Source organism: Vibrio sp., from assembly GCF_047973365.1.
In the GTDB taxonomy this organism is placed as follows: Bacteria; Pseudomonadota; Gammaproteobacteria; order Enterobacterales; family Vibrionaceae; genus Vibrio.
The window spans coordinates 1-17219 of sequence record NZ_JBKEBW010000010.1 but is presented as its reverse complement, the minus strand read 5'-3'; the positions used below and the strand labels follow the sequence as shown (position 1 = coordinate 17219).

Here is a 17219-nt window from a genome sequence, read left to right as displayed (position 1 = left end):
CATTACTGGGCTTCACTGGTCGAGCCTTACTTACTACTACGGATTCATCTGCCACCTCGCACCAACATTCACCTTGAGTCACCTCTTGATGGATGCTTCCGGCATTTGCCCGGATGTGGTGTCAGGCTTCCCCAGTTATTGCACTGACTCCCTGTTAGATATCCCACCCTCAATCACAGTATTGGTCTGACTAAGTATTGGGCTTTGCGCTATTTTGGACGCTTACCCACCAGTACCGCCGAAACAGATTCCGGTTAGTTGTGTACATCTAACTTCCTATGGCTTCCTTCAGACCCCACCGTTAGCCCGTGACGCCCTTGCCATTCGGATTGTCTTCCCCTTAGTCAGGGTGACTCCACTTTCTTTCAAGTGGACGGGTTTGCCAGCTTTGCTGGGCAAACAAAAAACAGCCGACACTTCACTGTCGGCTGTTTCATTTCTATTCGCAAAAGCGCTACACGATTAATTCACCAACTTGTCTAAGCGTTCGCCAAGAATAGCTAGACGCCAGCCATTCATCACATCGGGCAGATGCTCCGGATCTCGCTCATCATTCCAAACCCAACTCAATAATTGATTGAGTTGCTTTTTAGAGGCTAAGAACTCTGTCGCTAGCCCTGTTGTTTGAGATACCGCCTTTACTTCGTCTTTCAGCTTCTTAAATAGTTGCTTGTAGCCCGGATAATCCATCAGAGGAATGATTTTCTCTGGGTATTGATCTTCTGGCGTTTGCATCGCCTCTTTGACGATTTGAATCAGCTTAGTGCTGTGACGACGAACGGCATGTGGATCGACACCTTCTTCAATCATGCGTTTTGAACTGCGTAGCGCCATACGCGCAATTGTCAGCAGTTCGTTCTCGCGGACCACAAAGTTTAACGCTAAGTCGCGCTTAACCGCTTCATGATAACGCCAAGTTGCCAACGGTTTTAAGATTGCCAATTCTTTAGGTCTTAATTGCCAGGCACCTTTAATATCCAAATAGACGTTATCTGGATTTGCTGGCTTGACACGCTTTTCAACCAACAAGTCTGATTCTTGTTGAGCAGCATCCCACCAATTCGCTTGCGTCACTTTGTCCAGAAGTTGCTGATACATCGGCTGTAAATAGAAGACATCGGCTGCGGCATAATCAAGTTGCTTTTGTGATAGAGGACGAGCAAGCCAGTCAGTACGAGATTCACTTTTATCTAACTCAACATCCAGTAGATCCTTCACCAAAGAAGCAAATCCTGTGGAAAGTCCGTAACCTAAAAACGCCGCCATCACTTGTGTATCGACCATAGGGAACGGAACACAACCGAAGGCATTCTGAAATACTTCTAAATCTTCACCGCAGGCATGAAGCACTTTCAGAACGGAAGTATCTTTGAGTAATTCGGTAAACGGCGACATATTTTGCAAAGTGAGAGGATCAATCAAAGAAAGGTTCTCACCGTCAAACAGTTGGATAAGCCCTAACTGCGGAAAATAAGTACGTGTACGTACAAACTCGGTATCGAGCATAACGGCATCGGCGTCTCGTGCTAATAAACACACTCGCTCTAGCTCGTTAAACTGGGTAATAATTTGATAATTCACAAATGGCTCACTATGAGTTTCCCTATTCGGCATCAGCATGATCTCCACGGGAACAAAAATGCCGACAGTTTAAGTCGGCATTGTAACATCAATAAAAGTCAGGTTACGCACTTTTAGCTACTGCAGCATCGTTCTCTTCCCGCAAGATGCGACGAAGAATCTTACCCACGTTAGTTTTTGGTAGCTCATCGCGAAATTCAACCAGTTTAGGAACCTTATAACCGGTGAGATATTCACGACAGTGTTCGATTATATCTTCTTTGGTTAGGCTTGGGTCGCGCTTAACGACGAAAACCTTCACCACTTCACCTGATATTTCATGTGGTTGTCCGATAGCTGCCACTTCTAACACCTTACCGTGCAGCGCCACTACATCTTCGATTTCGTTTGGATAAACATTGAAGCCAGACACAAGAATCATGTCTTTCTTGCGGTCAACAATGTGCAATAGATAATTCTCATCAAATTTTACGATATCACCTGTTGATAGCCAGCCGTCTTCATCCAACACTTCTTTCGTTGCTTCAGGACGTTGCCAGTATCCTTGCATGACCTGAGGACCACGAACCTGTAACTCGCCCACTTGATCATTGGGTAGTACGTTACCTTCATCATCAACAATACGAACTTCCGTTGAAGGTACAGGTAAGCCAATAGCTCCCGTGTAATCAGAGAGGTCATATGGGTTACCCGTGACTAACGGTGCACACTCTGTTAAACCGTAACCTTCAAGCAAATGGATACCCGTAACCTTCTGCCATTTGTCAGCCACAGCACGTTGAACAGCCATACCACCGCCAACAGAAAGCTTCAGGTTGGTGAAATCCAGCTCATGGAAATCTTCATTATTTACTAGAGCATTGAACAAGGTATTTACGCCGGTAATTGCTGTCGCTGGCGTTCTTTGTAGCTCTTTGACAAAGCCAGGGATATCTCTCGGGTTAGTGATCAGAAGGTTGTTGCCACCCATTTCAATAAATAACAGACAGTTCACCGTTAATGCGAATACATGATAAAGCGGCAGAGCAGTTACCACTATCTCACGACCTTCACGCAAAACCGCACCGTAAGCACCTTTTGCCTGTAGTACGTTAGCTATCATATTTCTGTGCGTCAGCACTGCACCTTTTGCAACCCCCGTAGTACCACCAGTGTACTGAAGGAATGCAATATCATCACCGGCCATAAAGGGTTTTACGTATTGTTGACGGCGACCTTTACGTAGCGCTTTACGCATAGAAATCGCACCAGGAAGATGATACTTCGGTACCATTCCTTTTACGTATTTCACCACGAAATCAACCACAGTACCTTTGGCACGAGGCAACATCTGACCTAGGCTAGTCAACACAACGTGTTTTACCTGTGTGTTAGCGACAATTTTTTCTAGCGTACTGGCAAAATTTGAAACAATAACGATCGCCCGCACATCAGCATCGTTTAGCTGGTGCTCTAGCTCACGCGGCGTATAAAGAGGATTCACGTTAACCGCGATAAGACCCGCTCGCAAAACACCAAACAGTGCGACAGGATATTGCAAAAGGTTTGGCATCATTAACGCGACGCGATCACCCTTCTTTAGTTTCAAATCGTTTTGCAGATATGCGGCAAATGCTCGGCTACGCTCTTCCAATTTGCGATAAGTCATCACCGTGCCCATGTTGATGAAAGCGGGCTGATCAGCGAATCGATTGACAGATTGTTCGAACATTTCCACCAATGATGGATATTGATCTGGATTTATGGTTTCAGGTACGTCACTCGGGTAACGCGAAAGCCAAGGTTTATCCACGGTAATACTCCTCGTTATTGGCTGGCAATTTGTAGTCACTGGACTTGCTAATGATCCATTGAATTAAGGTTGCCCCATTTTTTTATGGCGCTTATTACAGCACAGCCGTGATGTTTGAGCACGCAAAGGCTCAAACACATGTTTAAATTTTGTTAACTACACCAAAATTAGTGAGACAGATAATGCAGAAAGGGCGGCACTATAGCAACTTGCAACCAAAGCACCAAGAGAATGAGCTACGATTAGCCACTTGTTTGCCGAGAAATTGAGCAATATCTGACAAAATCATCAATATTGAGGTGAAATGGGGATAAATGGCTGCGATTTTAGTTTTCCGACACCCATAAGATTGCGTAAAAACGCAACCTAGCGATAGTGCCACAGCGGATGGAATATTAAGTTTGTTTGAAGATCATTTCACTTCTTGTATCACTCGACCTTCACGATACATGTCATCTCTGTCACGACAAAAATAACTCAAACAGTGATGAGATAAATACGGTCCGCTGTCTTGCATGATGATACGTTCTTCAACACGCCATAAGTGGTACCCTTTTACCGTCATGACAGGGTACTGATGTTCAAAATCACCTACTTTTCCTGATTCTCGCTCGGCCGTATTCCCTAATAATGTAACCAACCGACCTTCAGCAAACGTGACTGGGTCAAGGAACTCGTTGACATAGCCAACAAAACGCCCCTGAGGTTCTACTTTAACGCTAGGTCTACCTACGCTATCAATCGGTACGTTGACGACTTCAATACGAGTTTTATCTTTCAGGTTGATAACACTGGCTATCACTCCGCCTAATCTCACTTCACTTCCTTGCGCAGTATTGGGATCAACCCATGTTTTGTAATCTGAAATGACGGTCTCTTCTGACGAAGCACTCAGTTCCGTGAGCAATGAGCTACAAGCAGAAAGAAGGATGATAGTCGTTAAGGCAAACAAGTGGCGTAAAGTGATTGATTTCATGGTGGGCTCTCAGGCTAGGCTAAAGATGCAAATGTTTCAAATATAAATATCGACCCCTAACAGCTGGGCTAGTTCCTCTCTTTTAGCACGATTCATCACATCCATATAGGCTTCCATCGCTTTTCTGGAGCGCCCTTCCGGTAAATCGTACTCAACTTGAGCTCGATGGATTTCAGATTCATCAACAGGGCGAATAGAGTGCGAGATGGCTTCAGCCACTTTCGTCGCTCTGGTCGCAACTTCAGTGCCTTTTTTAACCCCGTTGTTTTTCTTTGCCTTAGATGTTCGATTGGTGTTCGAGACATTGCTAGGCAAACCATTAATTGAAACCATAAAGTTCCTACAGCAAAAAGTTCCTACAATAAGTAGGGTAAGGTTTTCATCCTTACCCTTGCAAGTGACTTGTTCTCAACGTCAAGCTTATCCGCTATCTTACGCTTACTCACGTCCCGGTAGCTTTTTCCATGCCACGGTGTCACGCAAATACACAGGGCTTGAGTCTTCTACCGCTGTTGTATTGCCTTTTGCCCATTCAAACTGAGCGAGGTAGACAATATCCTGCGAGTCTGGATAAAGCAGCTCTGTGTCCGTTAAAATCAACGCTAAGCCCGCCAATTCTTCAGCGTACGCTTGCCAACCGGTTCCTACTTTTGCCCAACTGTTGTCATCGTTTTGCATGCCTTCGGCTAAGACAACCGGTGGAATCACACATTCTGCGTCGACTTCATTCCAACTGCCATCTTCTTGACGCTCAAAACGCCCCCAGTACACTTCGCTCATTCGTGCATCAATCGCACTTGCGACATGAGTCGCGCCGTATAAACGGTAGGCGCCTTGGGCCATTGTCGTTAACGTCGACACTCCAATCATAGGTAAATCCGCACCGAATGCTAAACCCTGTGCAATTCCGATACCAATTCGAACGCCTGTAAAGCTACCCGGACCACGACCGAAAGCAAGCGCGTCTAAATCACTCAGCGCTAAACCCGCTTCTTTTAGAACCTCATCCACCATTGGCAGAATTTTTTTTGTATGGTCGCGAGGAGCAAACTCACTGCGAGAATAAACTTTATCACCAACCATTAAGGCGACTGAACACTGCTCTGTCGCTGTGTCTAAGGCAAGAATTTTTGCGCTCATGAATATCTCTAAATTGTTTCTGTTTCTGATAATTGTGCAAGAAAGCTTTTTATTACATCCAAATCTCGCGTGCGCGGAATTGGGGGCAAACTAGCGAGGAAAATTCCGCCGTAGTCCCGGGTCACCAATCGGTTGTCACAAATGATCAGTGCTCCTTTGTCTTTCTTGTCTCGAATAAGTCGTCCAACACCCTGCTTCAAAGTAATCACCGCTTCTGGCAACTGAACTAGAGCAAATGGGTCTCCGCCTCGCATACGGCAATCTTCAATACGTGCTTTTAATAGCGGATCATCTGGAGCGGTAAACGGAAGTTTGTCGATGATAACACAGCTTAATGTGTCACCTCTAACATCAATCCCTTCCCAGAACGCACCTGTTGCCACCAACAAAGCGTTGCCCAACTCCATAAATTCTGCCAAGGTTTTTTGCTTGCTGGTTTCGCCCTGCAATAACACTGGTAACGTCAGCGTTTGCCTAAATTTTTCGCCAAGCTCACGCATCATGCTGTGTGATGTACATAAGAAGAAACAGCGGCCTTGGTTCTGTTCAATCACAGGTGCCAGCATCCGTACCAATTTATCGGCAAGACCGGGACTGTTCGGTTCTGGCAGATATCTCGGCACACAGAGTTTCGCTTGATTCTGATAGTCAAAAGGACTCGGCAACGAGAACTGTTCACTTGGCTGTAAACCTAAACGATGGGTAAAGTGGCCGAAGTCGTCATTCACCGCCAACGTGGCAGAAGTAAATATCCAAGCACCCTGTTTCATCTCCATCTGTTCGTGAAACTTATCGGCGACCGATAACGGCGTAATATGCAAACTGAAATGACGGGGCGTAGTATCAAACCAATACGAATACCCCGTAATGGAGACATCACACACCCTTTCAATTCGCCCTTTAATCAGATTGGCTCGCTCAAATGCCACATCCAACAATTGACTGCGACCTAACGCTATTTTGAGCACTTCGATTGCGAAATTGAGGCTGTCTTTAACACGCTCAATTTCACGGGCAATAGAAGGCGATACCACGGCTTCTCGCCAGTTGCCTCTGTGCCCAGAATCACCAAGCACAATGCGTAAATCAGCCGAAGACTGGGTTAGCTTGTCACCCACTTTTTGCAGTTGACGCATATCTTTAGCTTCGGTGCGATAAGCAATTTCAATATCTTTTGCCAGATCTTGGATCTGCCGACTCGACACCGACTGACCAAAATATTGGCTGGCAATATCCGGTAATTGGTGCGCTTCATCAAAGATAAACACTTCGGCCTCTGGGATCAGCTCGCCAAAGCCGGTCTCTTTAATGGCTAGATCGGCTAAGAATAGGTGGTGATTGACCACCACGATATCGGCATCCATCGCTTTGCGTCTTGCTTTATTTACAAAGCATTCACTATAACTCGGACACTCTTTACCCAGGCAATTGTCATTAGTCGACGTAATGGTTGGGATCACCATGCTGTCTTCAGGCAGCGCATCACACTCACCTAAGTCACCACTTTTGGTCTCCGATGACCATGACCTTACTTTTACAAGCTGAGTGAGTAACTGCGGATCGGCTGCATCATTGGTGTGGCTTTCAACCATTTGTCGGCTAAGTCTGTCTAAGCACAAATAGTTCGCACGGCCTTTAAGTAACGCTACATTGCCGTGGAAACCCAAAGCATCAACCATTAAAGGCAGATCGCGGTGAAACAGTTGCTCTTGCAGGTTTTTAGAACCGGTGCTGATGATGGTTTTCTTTCCGCTCAATAGCGCAGGCACGAGATAGGCAAAGGTTTTACCCGTTCCTGTTCCGGCTTCAACAACCAATTGCGATTCGCCAGCAATGGCTTGGGCAACCGCCTGAGCCATATCAATTTGAGCTTGGCGAGGCTGGAAGCCCGGAATGGCTTTGCCTAAAGCGCCTTGTTGAGAAAAGGTTTTTTGGATCATCCACATTAAACGAGTAATAACTTTGGCGCGATTATGGCAGGTTTTTGATTCAGGAGCGAATGCAGTGAGCAGTGAGCAGTGAATGATATGATGAAACACGTACCAGGTTTGAGACACTGTAGGTTTGAGCAACTTAAGACAGCAAATAGTCTGCGTCAGGTACAAATCCAGTCCGCACCTGACGCAGACTATCGTCGAGACTATTTCCGATTCAAATATCGATTAACCCACTTAGCACCAACTTCCAGCGAGGTGAGCTGAACCTGAGGCAGCATGGCTTTTGCTGCTTCCTCTGGCGATGCTTTGCACTCCCACATAAACTCTAAAATATCATCATCAATTGTGTGATCTCCCATTAATGACATAACACGCTCTACGTACAATTTTCGTGCAAGTAATTCTTTGTCCATAAACACCACCTTCGCAAAAACCAATCCCAACAGAGGAGACGCTTTCAATAGCCGAGGATTCACTGAGCCTAGTTATATTAGTTGAAACCAACTGGAGAATAGATTAATTATAGAAGCCAAATTCGGATTTGGTTTACCGTTCAAGCCAATCCATCTTTTCTAAGAATTAAAAATTTGCACGCCCGGAAGTCGTATTTAATGGAAAGAAAAACCCTTCTAACACATTGCAGTGATGCACCAGGACTTATCTCGAAAATCACCAACATCTGTTACAAACATCAGCTAAACATCATTCATAACAATGAGTTTGTTGATAACACCAGTGGCCACTTTTTTATGCGTACGGAGCTTGAAGGTTACTTTAATGACCACACTCTGTTGGCAGATTTAGACCAAGCTTTACCTCCGGGAGCAAAGCGTAAATTGGTGAATTCATCACGTAAGCGTATTGTGATTCTTGTCACTAAAGAAGCACACTGCTTAGGTGATATCCTGATGAAAAACTACGACGGTAGTTTAGGCGTAGATATTGCGGCTGTTGTCGGTAACTACGACAAACTGCAAACCTTAACGGAAAGATTCGATATTCCGTATCACTGTGTTTCTCACGAAGGTTTAGATCGCCAAGAGCATGAAAAAGAGCTTTTGGCTGTGATAGAGCAATATCAACCAGACTTCATTGTTCTGGCTAAATACATGCGCGTCCTGACGCCGGGCTTCGTTGAGAAATTTCACCATAAAATTATCAATATCCACCACAGCTTCTTACCCGCATTTATTGGTGCCAAACCATATCAACAAGCTTACGACCGTGGTGTGAAGATCATCGGTGCAACCGCGCACTTTGTGACCAACGATTTGGATGAAGGTCCAATCATCAAACAGGATGTGATTCCTGTTGATCACACATTCAGCGCTCAAGATATGGCTCAAGCTGGACGCGACGTAGAAAAGAACGTGCTGAGTAAAGCACTGAACAAAGTGGTCAATAATCACGTATTCGTCTACGGAAATAAAACCGTTATTCTTTAAGTTTATAAGAACAAAAATGGCGCTGAATCAGCGCCATTTTTTTGTTATGAGCAGCGATTAAATAGACACTGCCAGCTTCACACCCTGACGAATGGCTCTAACCGCGTCCAGTTCACCAGCATGTTCTGCACCACCAATCACATGCAATTTATCAGACATCTGTGACCATTTATCTTCAAACGGACGAACAGAGACCTGCCCTGCACAGATGATGACTTTATCTACATCAAGCAGTTTTGATTCACCATCAATGCTGATATGCAAACCTTTGCTATCAATCGCTTGGTACTCAACACCACCCAACATGTGTACGCCACGTTTTTCTAACGTTCGCTTATGAACCCAACCGGTTGTTTTACCCGGACCTTTGCCTACACTGCCCTTACGGCGTTGTAATAGCCAAACATCTTTCTCACTACGCGAATCAGGGTATGGATATAAGCCTCCAGGATAAGCGATCTCTTTATCGACTCCCCATTCTTGCAGCCAATCATCTAGGTCATTGTCATTGGGTTCAGTGATCATGCTAGCCACATCCACACCAATACCCCCTGCGCCAACAATAGCGACTTTTTGCCCTACGGGTGTCTTTTCGCGAATGAGTGTTTGATAATCCACCACTTTTTCACTGTCTTCTAGTCCAACAACATCGACTTTACGAGGCTCAACGCCAGACGCCATCACCACTTCTTCATACTCTGACAGCATGTCAAAACTGGCTTCTGTGCTTAAATGTAAGCGAACCCCTGTCTCATCCAGACGATTAGCAAAATAACGAATCGTCTCACGGAATTCTTCTTTCCCCGGGATCTGCATCGCAAGTCGGAACTGACCACCAATACGATCATGACGCTCAAAGAGATCGACGTCATGACCTCGCTCAGCCAATGTCGTGGCGCAAGACAATCCCGCAGGACCTGCGCCAATCACGGCGACTTTCTTCTTGATACTTGCTGGTTGAACAACAATCTCTGTTTCGTAGCAAGCTCTTGGGTTGACCATGCAAGATGCGCGTTTGCCGTTAAAAATGTTGTCTAAGCAAGCTTGGTTACAACCGATACAAGTATTGATAAATGCAGCGCGACCTTGCTCAGCTTTGTTGACAAATTCTGGGTCAGCTAAAAACGGACGAGCCATAGAAACCATATCCGCTTTACCTGAAGCGACAATGCTTTCTGCCTCATCGGGCGTATTAATACGGTTACAAGTGATCACCGGGATAGACAAGTGAGGTTTAATCTTTTCCGTCACCCAACTAAATGCGGCGCGCGGTACTTGCGTAACGATCGTGGGAATTCTAGCCTCATGCCAGCCAATGCCCGTGTTAATAATGGTCGCACCCGCTTTTTCTAACTCTTTCGCTAACATTAGCACTTCTTCAAATGTGCTTCCCTGTTCAACCAAATCAAGCATGGAAAGACGAAAGATAATGATGAACTCTTCTCCGACCGCCTCGCGAACCGCTCTCACCACTTCTAACGGAAAGCGAATTCGATTGAGATAACTCCCCCCCCAATCGTCATAACGCATATTGGTACGTTTACAGATGAACTGGTTAAGCAAATAGCCCTCCGAACCCATCACTTCCACACCATCATATCCGGCAAGCTGAGCAAGCTCTGCGCTATTGGCGAATGCTTGAATGGTTTTCCAGATTTGACGCGCTGTCATTTCGCTTGGAACAAATTTGCTGATTGGAGACTTGATAGCAGACGCACTTTGAGAAAAAGGATGCATCGCATAGCGGCCCGCATGAAGAAGTTGCAAGGCAATTTTGCCACCATGACGATGCACCGCTTCGGTGACAATTTTGTGCTGTTTCGCATGCTTCACACTACTGAACTCAGCGCCAAATGGGTGTAAACGTCCACGCAAGTTTGGAGAGTATCCACCAGTAACAATAAGACCAACACCACCCTTTGCTCGCTCTTCATAAAATGCGGCGAGTTTATGTAAACCTTCTTTTTCGTCTTCTAATCCAGTGTGCATAGAACCCATCAACACTCGGTTTTTCAACTGAGTGAATCCTAGATCCAATGGCTGTAGCAGATGTGGGTACATGGAGAGTTAACCTTTATCGTTATTATTTTCCGATCACACTATGCCTCACTTACACAAAAATCAAACAAGCGTTTACATTTTTGTAACACCGATCAATCTTGCGGTTGTTTGCGTATACTAGATCACGTACGATGCAACTAAATTAATATTTCAAGCTGATGATTTTGAGGTATTAACAAGCGTTTAAAAGGTTTTGATGGAGACACAATGAAAACAATATTCCGATTTATTGGGCTGCTTTTTAAAGGGATCTGGAAACTCATCACTTTCATCCGTATCGCTCTAACCAACCTCATTTTTCTACTTAGTATCGCGCTGGTCTATTTCCTCTATGCTTACGAGACACCCGCTCCCGTCGTTGAGAAAAAGTCTGCGTTGGTATTAAACCTCACAGGCCCAATTGTTGAGCAAAGCAGCTATTTAAGCCCAATGGACTCAGTGACCGGCTCTGTACTCGGTAAAGAAATGCCAAAAGAAAACGTCTTGTTCGATATTGTGGATACGCTTCGTCACGCAAAAGATGATGACAAGATAACTGGCTTAGTTTTGGCATTGCGCGATATGCCAGAAACTAATTTAACTAAGTTACGCTACATCGCTAAAGCGATTAACGAATTTAAAGCCTCAGGCAAACCTGTTTTCGCGTTAAGCGATATGTACAACCAAAGCCAATACTATCTGGCAAGTTATGCTGATACCGTGTTTATGGCGCCAGATGGTGCAGTGCTGTTACATGGTTACAGCGCTTACAACATGTACTACAAAACCTTGTTAGAAAAGCTGGATGTAAACACGCATGTATTTCGCGTGGGGACTTACAAATCGGCGATTGAGCCTTTTATTCGTGACGATATGTCTGATGCAGCCCGCGAGTCTGCCTCTCGTTGGCTAACACAATTGTGGGGCGCGTACATTGATGATGTGGCAACCAACAGAGGCATTACCGCTGATGCATTAACACCGAATATGGATGAGTTTCTTACTCTTCTTGAAAAATCATCTGGAGACTTAGCTCAGTTATCACTCAAAGTTGGCTTAGTGGATAAACTCGCAACACGTCAGCAAATTCGTCTTGAGCTGGCAAAAACATTTGGCAGTGATGGCAAAGATAGCTACAACGCCGTGAGCTACTACGATTATGCACCAACTGTAATGCCTAAAGTCAGCTCGTCCAGTGATGATATTGCCGTTGTTATTGCCAGCGGTACGATTATGGATGGTGCTCAACCCCGTGGCAGCATTGGTGGTGACAGCACAGCAGCGCTTCTTCGCCAAGCGAGAAATGACAAAAACGTTAAAGCCGTGGTGTTACGAGTCGATAGCCCCGGAGGCAGCGCCTTTGCTTCGGAAGTGATTCGCAATGAAATCGATGCCCTTAAAGCTGCGGGAAAACCTGTGGTCGTTTCGATGTCGAGCCTAGCGGCTTCAGGTGGCTACTGGATTTCAATGAGCGCAGATAAAATTGTTGCACAACCAACCACACTCACTGGCTCAATCGGTATTTTTAGTGTGATTACCACGTTCGAAAAAGGTCTCAACAAATTAGGTATCTATACCGATGGTGTTGGCACATCACCGTTCTCAGGTATTGGCATTACTACGGGTCTCAATGAAGGTGCACAGAAAGCAATGCAAATGGGTATTGAGCATGGCTACCAACGCTTTATCTCGCTAGTAGGTGAAAACCGTGGTATGTCTGTTGAAGATATCGATCAAGTAGCCCAAGGCCGGGTTTGGACCGCGCAAGATGCACAAAAATTTGGTTTGGTCGACAAGCTAGGTGACTTTGACGACGCCGTAACACTGGCGGCTGGACTGGCTAAGCTTGATGACTACAATCTATTTTGGATAGCCGAACCATTAAGCCCTGCACAACAGTTCCTACAAGATATCTTTGGTCAGATGAAAGTGAGTTTAGGTTTGGATGTATCAAGTATGCTTCCAGCAGCACTACAACCCGCTGCAAATCAACTAATAAACGATGCAAACTTGTTAAGCAGCTTTAACGATCCAAAAGGTCAATATGCTTTCTGTCTGACTTGCCAAGTTCAGTAGCTAACCATTAGAAATTGATTTCCGTTTAAGAGGCGCGAATAACAGAGCGCCCCTTTTTATTACGGCCGTTTTGTTATTACAGTCGTTTTGTTATTACATTCGTTTTGGTTATAATCGCCACACTATTTACCACCACCTTCTGCAGTTGTAATCATGGCAAGAAAACATATCTATATCGCCTACACTGGCGGCACTATCGGCATGAAAAAATCCTCACACGGATACGTTCCTGTAGCTGGATTTATGGAAAAACAACTGGCAAACATGCCGGAGTTCCATCGTGACGAAATGCCGGAGTTCACGGTTCACGAATACGAACCATTGATTGATTCTTCAGATATGACACCAGAAGACTGGCAAAAAATCGCTGATGACATCAACGACAACTACGACAAATACGATGGTTTCGTGATTCTTCATGGTACTGACACCATGGCTTATACCGCTTCCGCACTGTCATTCATGTTGGAAAATTTGGCTAAGCCTGTCATTGTGACTGGTTCACAAATTCCATTGGCAGAATTGCGCTCTGACGGTCAAGCAAACTTGCTTAATGCACTGCACATCGCTGCAAATTACCCGATTAATGAAGTGACGCTGTTCTTCAACAACCATTTGCTGCGCGGTAACCGCAGTACTAAATCTCACGCGGATGGTTTCAATGCCTTTACTTCGCCTAATATCCCACCACTACTTGAAGCAGGGATCAATATCCAGGTCAGTAATGGAGTTCAGATTGGTAAACAACCTGAAGGTAAATTCCGTGTACATCACATTACACCACAACCCATTGGTGTGATTACTATGTATCCGGGTATTTCACACGAGGTTATTCGCAATACGTTATTGCAACCAGTAAATGCGATGATCCTACTCACTTTCGGTGTGGGTAATGCGCCACAAAATCCAGAATTGCTGGCGCAGCTAAAAGATGCCTCTGAACGCGGTGTTATTGTCGTAAACTTAACTCAATGTTTAGCAGGTAAAGTGAACATGGGCGGCTATGCAACTGGCTGTGCACTTGCCGATGCTGGAGTGATCAGTGGTTACGATATGACACCAGAAGCAGCGTTAGCAAAACTACACTATTTATTGAGCCAGAATCTTTCTTATGAAGAAGTTAAGCGAAGAATGCAGCAAGTGTTGCGCGGTGAAATGTCTTTATAGATAACCGTAGTAAGCTCAAACAAACCGTTTTAAAGTAAGAAAACCCCGTATTCACATACGGGGTTTTCTTTATCCAGCCTTTGTCACTACTCGTGATTAGGATTAATTCGTACGATATCTGCTTGATTGTCTTGGAAACGTTTCTTTAATTCTGCTTTAGATTTAAAGACCATTTCACCACCAATACCAATACTCATATGATCAGCGTCATTATTATGCTTTGATTGGTACAACATCACAGCTTGCATACAAGAATCTCGCTGCTGTTGAGAAAGTAAAGTACCTTCAGGCCACTTACCCGTTTCAACGGCAAACAATAAACGCTCATAAGCTTCAGGTGTAATTGCAGCAACAAGTTGATTTGTGTCCAAGGTGAATTCCTAATTTAACCATTTGCGCCAAACATAACTTGCTGGCACATTGAGTCAAGACAAGCTAAATAAATAAGTGTATCGGATCACAAGCTAAACATTTTTCTAACATTATATGACATAGGTCCTGCTCCTTTTTTGCATTATCTATGTCTGATTTGCATCAGTTATACCCAAACTACTTGGAGTTGCAGGTAGGCGACAAGTGAGTGAATCCCCATGAGCATAGATAGACTATGCGATTGGGGTGAGCGAGCGCAGTCAACACCGCTGCAGCTTCAAGTAGGAAGGGTATATGTCTGATCCGTTAAACCATTTCTATACAAGTAAGAGCAACAGGCCACCGTCTATGAACATATTTAAAACCATTGTTGTGTTATCACTGCCTTTTATACTGTCTGGATGCTTTGAAAATAGAAAGGACACAGACAAACTCTGCGCAGACAATCCCGCTTTGCAATGTGAACGTCTCAACGTGGACGACGGACAATGCCGTGTTCCTAGGACAGACCTCATTTGGCATCGTTTTGACATGCTGAAGGACCCAACACCAGTAAATAAGATAAAGGAACACAGCCTAACCAGCACTTACCGAAAGTGTTTAGAACTTGCTTCACAAATTCAAACGATTGACCAGGCCGATCTTAAACAAAAGCGCGTAAATGCATTGGTAAATACAGGAGAAGATTTAAAGCGCTTGGTAGAAGAGTTACGTAAAGAGCACACTCCTGAATCTCTTTATTTCTTGTGGAGTCAAGAGGGAGATAACAAGGCCAGACGTGAGTTTTTGCAGTTAGAAGGCAAACCTGAACTTGAAACTGCTGAGTTGCAGTATGCATTAGCGACCTTCTATACCACCCGAGATCGAGAAAAGACCATTAAGATTCTTAACCGTTCTTTAGAGCTCAGTAAACCTGATAATATCAACGTGGAAATTCTTAAGTCGCTAGCGAGCAATTATCATGCTATTGGAAACAAAGAGCATGCCTATATTTGGGCGATGGTTGGTAAAGAATACGGCGTACCTATTGCTACGGAATCTGAACTGAATTTGCTCTATGGATTTGATGTCGAAAAATTCGACAAACTAGATGAAATTGCCGAATCCGTGGTTAAATCCATCAAAAAGGGACAATACCAAAAGAATATCATCCCTAACTCTTTGAAATAATGTAACTATCAAACAAAAGTTGGTGTAAGAACACCAACTTTTTTACTTTTTGTTGAAAATTAACGACACCGAGTTAACACAGAAACGCTCTCCTGTCGTTGGTGGACCATCGGGAAACACATGCCCTAAATGGCTGTCACAAATCGAACAACGGATCTCTGTTCGCATCATTCCGTGACTCAGATCGTCTAAATAATGAATAGCTTTATCATTAATTGGCGCATCGAAACTTGGCCAACCACAACCTGAATCATATTTATTTTCAGAGCTAAACAACGGCGCATTACAGCAGGTGCAATGATAAGCGCCGGTCAATTTGTTATGCAATAACTTACCGCTGAAAGGCGCTTCCGTTCCTCTTTGGCGACAAACGTAATATTCTTCTTCTGATAATTGGTCTTGCCAGTATTCATCTGGCTTCTCTATCTTTTGGGCTTTCTCAACCACGCTTTACCTTCTCCATTTTTCTAATAATTATTTTTGACTTTTTTCGCTAAAAACTTGCGAACCTATCATTTTGTAGCACATACTTTTTTACCATGGCATGCTGGGTTATTTGAGCATTTATAACCTCACAGGTTGATTATTTTACGTCAATTGGTAGTGATGAAAAGCAGTAGCACGTTTAAAAACTAATCACTTGTAAGTGATTGTGAAAAAAAGCGACAGTTTTTTTTGACTTTAAACAAGTTAAGTCGGATTATCTGTTGCAGATGTTTACTGGATTTTGTAATTTTACTACCAGTTATCTTTAATCAGAAATTAAGTTGTGGAGCAACTATAATGACTATCAAAGTAGGTATTAACGGTTTTGGCCGTATTGGCCGTTTCGTATTCCGTGCAGCACAAGAACGTAATGACATCGAAGTTGTTGGTATCAACGATCTTATCGACGTAGATTACATGGCTTACATGCTTAAATACGATTCAACTCACGGTCGTTTCAACGGTACTGTTGAAGTTGAAGGTGGTAACCTAATCGTAAACGGTAAGACTGTACGTGTTACTGCTGAGCGTAACCCAGAAGATCTAAAATGGGATGCAATCGGTGTTGACGTTGTTGCTGAAGCAACTGGTCTATTCCTAGACGACGCTACTGCACGTAAGCACATCACTGCTGGTGCGAAGAAAGTTGTTATGACTGGTCCTTCTAAAGACGCAACTCCAATGTTCGTTAACGGCGTAAACTTCGACTCTTACGCTGGTCAAGACATCGTGTCTAACGCTTCTTGTACTACTAACTGTCTAGCACCTATCGCTAAAGTTCTTAACGACAAATTCGGTTTCGAATCTGGTCTTATGACTACAGTTCTCGAAACTACTGCAACTCAAAATACTGTAGATGGTCCTTCTGCTAAAGACTGGCGCGGTGGTCGTGGTGCTTCTCAAAACATCATTCCATCTTCAACTGGTGCTGCTAATGCAGTAGGCGTTGTACTTGCAGCAGTTAAAGGTCTTATAACTGGTATGGCTTTCCGCGTACCAACAGCTAACGTTTCTGTTGTTGACTTAACTGTTAACCT

General features: G+C 44.3%; 16 protein-coding genes and 1 pseudogene. 6 read left to right on the top strand and 11 right to left on the bottom strand.

What is annotated here, in order from left to right:
• The coding region (locus tag ACK5MF_RS01395) for a hypothetical protein (protein ID WP_416918641.1) at nucleotides 1–190 on the top strand (190 nt) is incomplete at its 5' end.
• A gap of 272 nt (nucleotides 191–462) precedes the next feature.
• Here ACK5MF_RS01395 and rnd read toward each other — a convergent pair.
• The 8 genes and pseudogenes from rnd to ACK5MF_RS01355 all read right to left on the bottom strand — a co-directional run bounded on the left by rnd (nucleotide 463) and on the right by ACK5MF_RS01355 (nucleotide 7839).
• Nucleotides 463–1581 (bottom strand): ribonuclease D, encoded by a 1119-nt coding sequence (rnd, locus tag ACK5MF_RS01390; protein ID WP_416918639.1) that lies wholly within the window; start codon nucleotides 1579–1581, stop codon nucleotides 463–465.
• A gap of 103 nt (nucleotides 1582–1684) precedes the next feature.
• On the bottom strand, nucleotides 1685–3373 hold the full coding sequence (fadD, locus tag ACK5MF_RS01385; protein WP_416918637.1) for a long-chain-fatty-acid--CoA ligase FadD: 1689 nt from the start codon (nucleotides 3371–3373) through the stop codon (nucleotides 1685–1687).
• 192 nt (nucleotides 3374–3565) lie between these two features.
• A pseudogene (locus ACK5MF_RS01380) lies at nucleotides 3566–3684 on the bottom strand (alpha/beta hydrolase); the annotation flags it as partial.
• 101 nt (nucleotides 3685–3785) lie between these two features.
• Nucleotides 3786–4349, bottom strand: a complete 564-nt coding sequence (locus ACK5MF_RS01375; protein ID WP_416918635.1) for a Slp family lipoprotein — start codon at nucleotides 4347–4349, stop codon at nucleotides 3786–3788.
• A gap of 36 nt (nucleotides 4350–4385) precedes the next feature.
• Nucleotides 4386–4682, bottom strand: a complete 297-nt coding sequence (locus ACK5MF_RS01370; RefSeq protein WP_416918633.1) for a chromosome partitioning protein ParA — start codon at nucleotides 4680–4682, stop codon at nucleotides 4386–4388.
• Between the two features lie 105 nt (nucleotides 4683–4787).
• The gene (gene tsaB, locus ACK5MF_RS01365; RefSeq protein WP_416918631.1) at nucleotides 4788–5489 is read right to left on the bottom strand and encodes a tRNA (adenosine(37)-N6)-threonylcarbamoyltransferase complex dimerization subunit type 1 TsaB; all 702 of its coding nucleotides are present in this window, start codon (nucleotides 5487–5489) and stop codon (nucleotides 4788–4790) included.
• 8 nt (nucleotides 5490–5497) lie between these two features.
• A complete protein-coding gene (locus ACK5MF_RS01360) occupies nucleotides 5498–7429 on the bottom strand; it encodes an ATP-dependent DNA helicase (RefSeq protein WP_416918645.1) in 1932 nt (643 codons plus the stop codon).
• 200 nt (nucleotides 7430–7629) lie between these two features.
• A complete protein-coding gene (locus tag ACK5MF_RS01355) occupies nucleotides 7630–7839 on the bottom strand; it encodes a hypothetical protein (protein WP_416918629.1) in 210 nt (69 codons plus the stop codon).
• 198 nt (nucleotides 7840–8037) lie between these two features.
• Here ACK5MF_RS01355 and purU point away from each other — a divergent pair, with 198 nt between their 5' ends.
• Nucleotides 8038–8871: a formyltetrahydrofolate deformylase gene (gene purU / locus ACK5MF_RS01350; RefSeq protein WP_416918627.1), complete on the top strand. Its 834-nt coding sequence runs from the start codon at nucleotides 8038–8040 to the stop codon at nucleotides 8869–8871.
• A gap of 57 nt (nucleotides 8872–8928) precedes the next feature.
• Here the strand turns inward: purU and ACK5MF_RS01345 are convergent, their stop codons facing one another.
• Nucleotides 8929–10932 carry an FAD-dependent oxidoreductase gene (locus ACK5MF_RS01345; protein ID WP_416918625.1) on the bottom strand — a complete coding sequence of 668 codons (2004 nt, stop codon included), beginning with the start codon at nucleotides 10930–10932 and terminating at the stop codon, nucleotides 8929–8931.
• Between the two features lie 207 nt (nucleotides 10933–11139).
• Between ACK5MF_RS01345 and sppA the strand changes: the two genes are divergently transcribed.
• Nucleotides 11140–12987 carry a signal peptide peptidase SppA gene (gene sppA / locus ACK5MF_RS01340; RefSeq protein ID WP_416918623.1) on the top strand — a complete coding sequence of 616 codons (1848 nt, stop codon included), beginning with the start codon at nucleotides 11140–11142 and terminating at the stop codon, nucleotides 12985–12987.
• Nucleotides 12988–13140: 153 nt separating this feature from the next.
• Entirely contained in the window at nucleotides 13141–14154 is a 1014-nt protein-coding gene (ansA, locus tag ACK5MF_RS01335) for an asparaginase (protein ID WP_416918621.1), read from the top strand.
• Between the two features lie 86 nt (nucleotides 14155–14240).
• On the opposite strand, the gene ACK5MF_RS01330 is transcribed toward ansA, so the two are convergent.
• Nucleotides 14241–14525, bottom strand: coding sequence for a YeaC family protein (locus ACK5MF_RS01330; RefSeq protein ID WP_416918619.1), 285 nt, complete (start codon nucleotides 14523–14525; stop codon nucleotides 14241–14243).
• A gap of 349 nt (nucleotides 14526–14874) precedes the next feature.
• Here ACK5MF_RS01330 and ACK5MF_RS01325 point away from each other — a divergent pair, with 349 nt between their 5' ends.
• Complete coding sequence (locus ACK5MF_RS01325) at nucleotides 14875–15696, top strand: DUF2989 domain-containing protein (RefSeq protein WP_416918643.1); 822 nt, start codon at nucleotides 14875–14877, stop codon at nucleotides 15694–15696.
• A gap of 42 nt (nucleotides 15697–15738) precedes the next feature.
• Here ACK5MF_RS01325 and msrB read toward each other — a convergent pair whose 3' ends face one another.
• Entirely contained in the window at nucleotides 15739–16143 is a 405-nt protein-coding gene (gene msrB / locus ACK5MF_RS01320; protein WP_416918617.1) for a peptide-methionine (R)-S-oxide reductase MsrB, read from the bottom strand.
• Nucleotides 16144–16479: 336 nt separating this feature from the next.
• Here msrB and ACK5MF_RS01315 point away from each other — a divergent pair.
• Nucleotides 16480–17219 (top strand): type I glyceraldehyde-3-phosphate dehydrogenase (locus ACK5MF_RS01315; protein WP_416918615.1); only part of this gene is annotated, 740 nt, incomplete at its 3' end.